This window comes from Halomonas sp. 3D7M (assembly GCF_014897885.1).
Classification (GTDB): Bacteria; Pseudomonadota; Gammaproteobacteria; order Pseudomonadales; family Halomonadaceae; genus Vreelandella.
Genome location: NZ_JABUZF010000257.1, coordinates 652 through 7,636, shown reverse-complemented (window position 1 = coordinate 7,636; position 6,985 = coordinate 652). Strand labels below are relative to the sequence as shown.

Genomic DNA, 6,985 nt, shown 5'->3' with positions numbered 1-6,985 from the left:
CAGCCACGCGAGCCAAGACATTCCTGAAAACGCCCAGCGCTTCCTGGTTGTGCCGCGTTTAGGCACCCAGTCGCCATGGTCTTCTAAAGCAACTGATATTGCTCATAACTGTGGGCTGCACCAGATTGATCGCATCGAACGCGGTGTCGATTATCGGGTAGCACTGCGCGGAGCGCCTAGCGCAGAACAGTTAGGTGTGATCAGCGCGCTACTGCACGATCGTATGACGGAGAACGTGCTGGCTGACGTTGCTGACGCGGTCAAACTGTTTGCTCATCATACCCCTGCGCCACTGGGCAGTGTCGATATCTTGGAAGGCGGCCACGAAGCGCTGGCGACAGCCAACCGAGAATTAGGGCTGGCGCTTGCCGACGATGAAATCGACTATCTGGTGGCTGCGTTTATTGAGCTTGGTCGCAACCCTAGCGATGTCGAGCTGATGATGTTTGCCCAGGCGAACTCGGAGCACTGCCGCCACAAAATCTTCAACGCGGACTGGGTTATCGATGGCGAGGCCCAGAGCCATTCGCTGTTTAAGATGATAAAGAACACCTTTGCGACCTCGCCGGATAACGTACTCTCGGCTTATAGCGATAACGCGGCGGTGATCAAGGGTAGCCAGGGGGGGCGCTTCTTCCCCACGCCACTGACTGGCGCTGGGGGGGAGCGGGCCAGCTACGACGCCCACCAAGAGCCCATCCATATTCTGATGAAGGTGGAAACCCACAACCACCCTACAGCGATTGCACCATTCCCAGGCGCGGCAACCGGTTCTGGCGGTGAAATTCGTGATGAGGGGGCGACCGGTATCGGTGGCAAGCCGAAGGCAGGCCTGTCGGGCTTTACCGTATCCAACCTGCGTATCCCCGAGTTCGTACAGCCCTGGGAAGCGTTTGATTACGGCAAACCAGAGCGTATGCAGTCAGCGCTGCAAATTATGCTGGACGGCCCCATCGGTGGTGCGGCGTTTAACAATGAATTTGGCCGGCCTAATCTGACGGGCTACTTCCGTACCTACGAGCAGGATACGCTGAGCGACGATGGTATCGAGCGTCGCGGCTTCCACAAGCCGATTATGCTGGCCGGAAGCCGATTATGCTGGCCGGTGGTTTTGGCAATATTCGTGCTCACCATGTGCAGAAAGGCGAAATTCCCGTTGGTGGCAAGCTAATCGTGATGGGCGGCCCAGCCATGCTGATCGGCCTGGGTGGTGGTGCAGCGTCTAGCATGGCGTCAGGCGAGTCTAGCGCGGACTTGGATTTTGCCTCGGTACAGCGGGAAAATCCGGAAATTGAACGTCGCGCCCAGGAGGTCATCGACCGCTGTTGGGCACTGGGCGATAAAAACCCGATTCGCTTTATTCACGACGTGGGCGCAGGCGGGCTTTCCAACGCCTTACCGGAGCTGGTCAAAGACGGTAATCGCGGTGGCCTGTTCAATCTGCGTGCAGTGCCTAATGCTGAACCGGGTATGAGTCCGCTGGAAATTTGGTGTAACGAAGCCCAAGAACGTTATGTGCTGGCCGTTGCCCCCGAAGACCTGGATACCTTTGACGCACTGTGCAAGCGCGAACGCTGCCCCTATGCGGTGGTCGGCGAGGCCATGGAGCATCATCATCTGGAAGTTCGCGACGGTCATTTTGATACCAAGCCGGTCGATCTGCCGATGAGCGTGTTGTTTGGCAAGCCGCCGAAGATGACGCGCTCGTTTGAACGTCAAACCCCTGAGCTATCTGGCGTTATGCTCGACAACCTGGATCTGCGCGAAGCGATGGATCGGGTGTTGCGCCTGCCAACCGTGGCATCGAAGAGCTTTTTGATTACCATTGGTGACCGTTCAATTACCGGCCAAGTCGCCCGCGATCAGATGGTTGGCCCTTGGCAGGTACCGGTGGCCGATGTGGCCGTGACCACTGCTAGCTTCGACACCCACGCTGGTGAAGCCATGGCGATGGGCGAGCGCCCGCCAGTGGCGCTGATTAACCCTGCTGCCAGCGCCCGCTTAGCGGTTGCCGAAGCGATTACTAACTTAGCTGCGGCGCCAATTGCCAAACTGTCGGATATTAAGCTTTCAGCTAACTGGATGAGCGCTGCCGACCATCCCGGTGAAAATCAGGCGCTCTATGATGCTGTACATGCCGTAGGTATGGAGCTGTGTCCGGCACTCGGCATTGCCATTCCGGTGGGTAAGGATTCCATGTCAATGCGTACCGCTTGGCAGGAAGGTAATGAGGCTGACGAAAAGAGCATTACATCGCCGCTTTCGCTGGTGGTGACGGGGTTTGCGCCAGTGACCGATGCAATGGCGACGTTGACACCGCAAATCAATCTGGAGCAGGACGAATCAGATCTGATTCTGATCGACCTGGGAAATGGACAAAACCGCTTAGGTGGTTCTGCGCTGGCGCAAGTCTATGGTCAAGTCGGTAATGACTGTCCTGATGTTGATGACCCAGAAGACCTGAAGGCGTTTTTTGAGGTCATTCAGGGGCTCAACCGCGATGGCAAGCTGCTGGCCTACCACGACCGTAGCGATGGTGGCCTGCTGGTCACGCTGTTGGAAATGGCCTTTGCTGCCCATGCGGGCCTTGAGATTAAGCTGGACTGGCTGATTGATGAGCCGGTGGAAGCGTTCAATGCGCTGTTCTCTGAAGAGCTGGGTGCGGTGATTCAGGTGAGCCGTGAGCACACTGAAGAAGTGCTCACCCAGTTTGCCGTTGCAGGTATCGAAACATGCGGTGTTATTGCGCGTCCCCGTTATGACGACCAGGTGCGGGTAACGCTGTTTGAAGAGCCGCTGCTGGAAACTACTCGCCAACTGACTCAGCGCACCTGGGCGGAAACCAGTTACCGCATGCAGGCGCTGCGTGATAACCCCGAATGCGCTAAGAACGAATTCGATAACCTGCTGGATGTTCGTGATCCTGGCCTAAGCGCCGCGCCTAGCTTTGATATCAACGATGATATCAGCGCGCCGTTTATCAACACGGCCAAGCCTGCTGTTGCCGTGCTGCGCGAACAAGGTGTTAATGGTCAGGTCGAGATGGCTTGGGCATTCCATAAAGCGGGCTTTGACGCAGTGGATGTGCACATGAGTGACATCCTGGAAGGGCGTGTTTCGCTTGATGAGTTCAAAGGGCTAGTCGCCTGCGGCGGTTTCTCTTATGGCGATGTGCTGGGCGCAGGTGGCGGTTGGGCGAAGTCGGTACTGTTCAATGAGCGTGCCCGTGAGCAGTTTGCCAACTTCTTCACCCGTGATGACAGCTTCTCGCTGGGCGTGTGCAATGGTTGTCAGATGCTCTCGCAGCTTAAGACACTGATTCCGGGGGCTGAAAGCTGGCCTGCGTTTGAGCGTAACGAATCTGAGCAGTTTGAAGCACGTGTGGCGATGGTGCGGGTAGAGAAAAGCCCGTCGATTCTGCTGGCGGGTATGGAAGGCTCTAAATTACCGATTGCTGTGGCCCACGGCGAAGGACGTGCTGAGTTCCGTGATACCGCGCATCTGCGCAGTATGCAGTCCAGCAGCCAGATAGCGCTGCGTTATATCGACAACTACGGTCAAGTAACAACCCGCTACCCAGCTAACCCTAATGGCTCGCCGTCAGGAATCACCGGCCTCACCACACCGGATGGCCGTGTGACCATTATGATGCCTCACCCAGAGCGGGTGACTCGCGCGGTTACCAACTCCTGGCGTCCGGCCGAGTGGACTGAGGATGGCGCTTGGCTGCGTTTATTCCGTAACGCCCGTGTATGGCTGGGCTGATACGCCCTGCCATGCTAAAGAAAAGCGGCCTGCGGGCCGCTTTTTTCCTGTGGTGGAGAAGTGATCTTGGCGGTGGTTGCGATAGAATGAAACGTGTGTTTGAAAATGCTTCATCTTCGCGCCACACTCAGTTCACAAGCGCTTTTATCACGTCATAAGCGCACTACTTCACAAGCTCAGCTATCGCCCATCGATGGCGAGCCAAAGGAATCTTCTGGGAGCTCGAATGCATCAAATCCTCAATGAACGTGTGACCCTAACCTTCGCTGACCACGTGGCTGAGGTCATGTTGTCGCGACCTGACCACCATAATGGCCTGGATTGGGCCATGATTGATGGTCTGTTGGCAGCCCAACAGTGCCTGACCCAGCTCGCTGGGCTGCGTGCGGTGGTCTTGAGCGGCGATGGTGACAGCTTTTGCGCGGGGCTCGATATGGCGTCGATCATGAGCGAGGCGGAGCGGCTGCCCACCCTGCTGGCGTCCGATGAAGCGGGCATCAACCCGGTTCAGCGCTTGGCTCTAGGCTGGCGCGAGGCGGGCGTTCCCGTGGTGGCTGCTCTGCACGGGCATGTTTACGGCGGCGGCTTGCAGATAGCCTTGGGCGCCGATATCCGCATTCTCCACCCCCGCGCACGTCTGGCGCTGCTTGAGATCGACTGGGGGATCATCCCTGATATGGCCATTAGCGTGACTGGAGCGGGGCTGCGTCAGGATGTACTCCAGGAATTGGCGATAAGTGGGCGCAAGGTATCAGGTGAAGAGGCCTATCAGTTGGGCTTGGGCAGCCGCCTGAGCGATACGCCCCAGGAAGCCGCCCGGGAAACCGCTGCGCTTATTGCCTCGCGCTCACCTCGTGCCGTCGCTGCGGCTCGTGAACTGTTTGCATGCAGTCCGGATTTAGCCCCTCGTGATCGACTAGCCCTCGAAGCGCATTTGCAGCAGCAGCTTTTAGCCGGTGCCGAGCAGCGTGAGGCGGTGAGTGCACGAATGGAGCGTCGCGCCCCGCGTTTCGACTGACATGCCTCAATTCAGCCCTTCCAGCGATCCCATTTCTGGCCCACCACCCCGTTTACGCCCCTACCAAACGGAGGCTGTAAAGCGCGTGGTGGGCCACTTCCGTGCCAGCAGCGCGCCTGCAGTGGTGGTATTGCCCACTGGGAGCGGTAAGTCGTTAGTGATTGCTGAGCTGGCCAGGCTAGCCCGTGGCCGTGTGCTGGTGCTGGCCCACGTGCGTGAGCTGGTTGAGCAAAATCATGCCAAGTACCAAGCCTACGGGCTTCAGGCAGATATTTTCAGTGCAGGTCTTAAGCGTAAAGAAGCCAGCCGACAAGTGGTGTTTGGCTCGGTGCAGTCGGTGGTGCGTAATCTGGAGCGCTTCAGTGACGCCAGTTTTACGTTACTGGTGATTGATGAATGCCACCGAGTATCGCTAGAAAAAGATGCCAGCTATCGCCAAGTGATTGAGCATCTGCAGCGTCAGAACCCACAGCTAAAAATTCTCGGCTTAACCGCTACGCCGTTTCGGTTAGGGCAGGGATTTATCTACCACCGCCATCACCATGGCATGGTGCGTGGCGATGAAGCGTGCTTCTTTGCCGACTGCGTCTTTGAACAGCCGCTACGATTGATGGTGAAACAAGGTTTTTTGGCGGCGCCTAAACGGCTGGATATGGCCATTGAAGGCTACGATTTTTCTGCCTTGGCCCCTGCGCCCAGTGGGTTGTTTCGTGAGGAAGAGCTCAATCGCGTTGTTGCCGGTAGCCGTGCTACGCCAAGGATTATTCAGCAGGTGGTTGAGTACGCTGAAGAACGTCAAGGGGTAATGGTTTTTTCCGCAACGGTCGCTCATGCTGAAGAAATCATCAGCTACTTACCTGCGGACCAAGCGGCGTTGATTACCGGCGCGACGGCCTCCCAAGAGCGCGCCTCTCTGATTGAAGCGTTCAAGGCGCGTGAGCTTAAATTCCTGGTCAACGTCGCCGTGCTGACGACCGGATTTGATGCGCCCCATGTGGATTTAATCGCTATTCTGCGGCCCACGGAATCGGTGAGCCTTTATCAGCAGATTGTTGGTCGAGGGCTGCGTTTATCGCCGGACAAAACCAACTGCCTAGTGTTGGATTTCGCCGGCAATCCCTGGGACCTTTATGCGCCAGAAGTCGGCGAGCCAAAACCAGACAGCGACAGCGAACCGGTCCAGGTTGAGTGCCCGGCGTGTGGCCATGCCAATCTGTTCTGGGGCAAACGAGATGGAGAGCTGGTGATTGAGCATTTTGGCCGCCGCTGCCAGGGGCTGGTAGACAACCCCAATCCGCCCGCTAAGCCGGGCAAGGGCAGGCAGGGCACCGATCAAAAACAGTGTGATTTTCGTTTTCGCTTTAAAGTTTGTGAGCAGTGTGGCGCTGAGAATGATATTGCCGCCCGCCGATGTCATGGTTGCGAGCAACTGCTGGTGGATGCCGACGATAAGCTCAAAGACGCACTCAAATTAAAAGATGCCAAAGTGCTGCGAGTCAGCGGTATGCAGTTAGAGGCCACGACCAATGGGCGGGGGCTGCCGCGTTTAAAAGTGACTTACTACGATGAAGATGGCGCGAGCTTGGCGGAGTGGTTTGCGCTGGAAACGCCTGCTCAGCGGCGGGCATTTTATGCTGTTTTTTTACGTAACCACCTGCGTGCCCCAGGCGCTAAGTGGCAGCCTGCTTCGCCGGCCGAAGTGGTCGAAGAGCAGCGCCGCCTGCGCCATCCTGATTTTGTTGTGGGGCGTAAAGTCGGGCGGCACTGGCAGCTTCGCGATAAGCTGTTTGACTACCAAGGGCGTTATCGCAAGGCGGCTGAGGCAGGCTAGCGATAATGCCTCGATAGGTGACACGCTGTTACACTGGCGAGCATAGCCATTTAACTAACCATGGGCGCTTAACTAACCATGGATGTTTAACTAAAAAGGAACACGCCCCGCGTGAGCGAGACGCCAAACGCCCCCGTTGATCACGAACTTATTGCGCCAACTGCCGAACCGGCAGCGGAAGCGCTTGGGCGTCTGTTTGATGAGCCCATCATGCAGTTGCCGGAGGATCTCTATATACCTCCGGAGGCGCTACGCGTGTTTCTAGAGGCCTTCGAAGGGCCGCTTGATCTGCTGCTCTATCTTATTCGCCGTCAGAACCTGGATATTTTGACGATCAATGTGGCGACCATTACTCATCAATACATTGAGTA

General features: G+C 57.0%; 2 protein-coding genes and 2 pseudogenes (1 of these 4 cut by a window edge). All 4 read left to right on the top strand.

Annotated features, from left to right (window positions below; genetic code table 11):
• Nucleotides 1-3,765: pseudogene (gene purL / locus INT22_RS16250) on the top strand (phosphoribosylformylglycinamidine synthase) (it extends 204 nt beyond the left edge of the window).
• 226 nt (nt 3,766-3,991) lie between these two features.
• Entirely contained in the window at nt 3,992-4,783 is a 792-nt protein-coding gene (locus tag INT22_RS16245) for a crotonase/enoyl-CoA hydratase family protein (RefSeq protein WP_193061910.1), read from the top strand.
• Between the two features lies 1 nt (nt 4,784).
• Nucleotides 4,785-6,614 (top strand): DEAD/DEAH box helicase, encoded by a 1,830-nt coding sequence (locus INT22_RS16240; protein ID WP_193061919.1) that lies wholly within the window; start codon nt 4,785-4,787, stop codon nt 6,612-6,614.
• 111 nt (nt 6,615-6,725) lie between these two features.
• A pseudogene (locus INT22_RS16235) lies at nt 6,726-6,985 on the top strand (segregation/condensation protein A); the annotation flags it as partial.